The organism is Paenibacillus sp. Aloe-11, from assembly GCF_000245715.1.
GTDB lineage: Bacteria > Bacillota > Bacilli > Paenibacillales > Paenibacillaceae > Paenibacillus > Paenibacillus kribbensis.
Map to the genome: position 1 here is coordinate 847200 of NZ_JH601056.1, position 304 is coordinate 847503.

Annotated in this window: 1 pseudogene; it reads right to left on the reverse strand. The window is 54.9% G+C overall.

From position 1 onward, the window contains the following. A pseudogene (locus WG8_RS27470) lies at positions 1-304 on the reverse strand (WIAG-tail domain); the annotation flags it as partial.

Below are 304 nucleotides of genomic sequence, written 5' to 3' on the forward strand. Positions count from 1 at the left end.
ACTGCCGAAGCCTGCAAATGGGAAGAGGCGACGGATTCCGGGGCCAAGTGGTTCGACTGGATAGCCTCCTCTGCCACATGATTCCCTTGCACAGCTTCGTCGATAATGTGCCACGGCTGGATGGAATAAGGTGATATTTTGGCCGCTGTCACACTCTCATCCGCCAGCTTTTCCGAGGTGATGCTTTCCGCTTGAAGCGCACGACTCGATATACTGTCAGGGGCCATGTGTTGGTCTTGAATGGACTCCTTAGCCATATGCCAGGACTGCACCGCTCCATTCGCGATCTTGCTGGACGTAACCG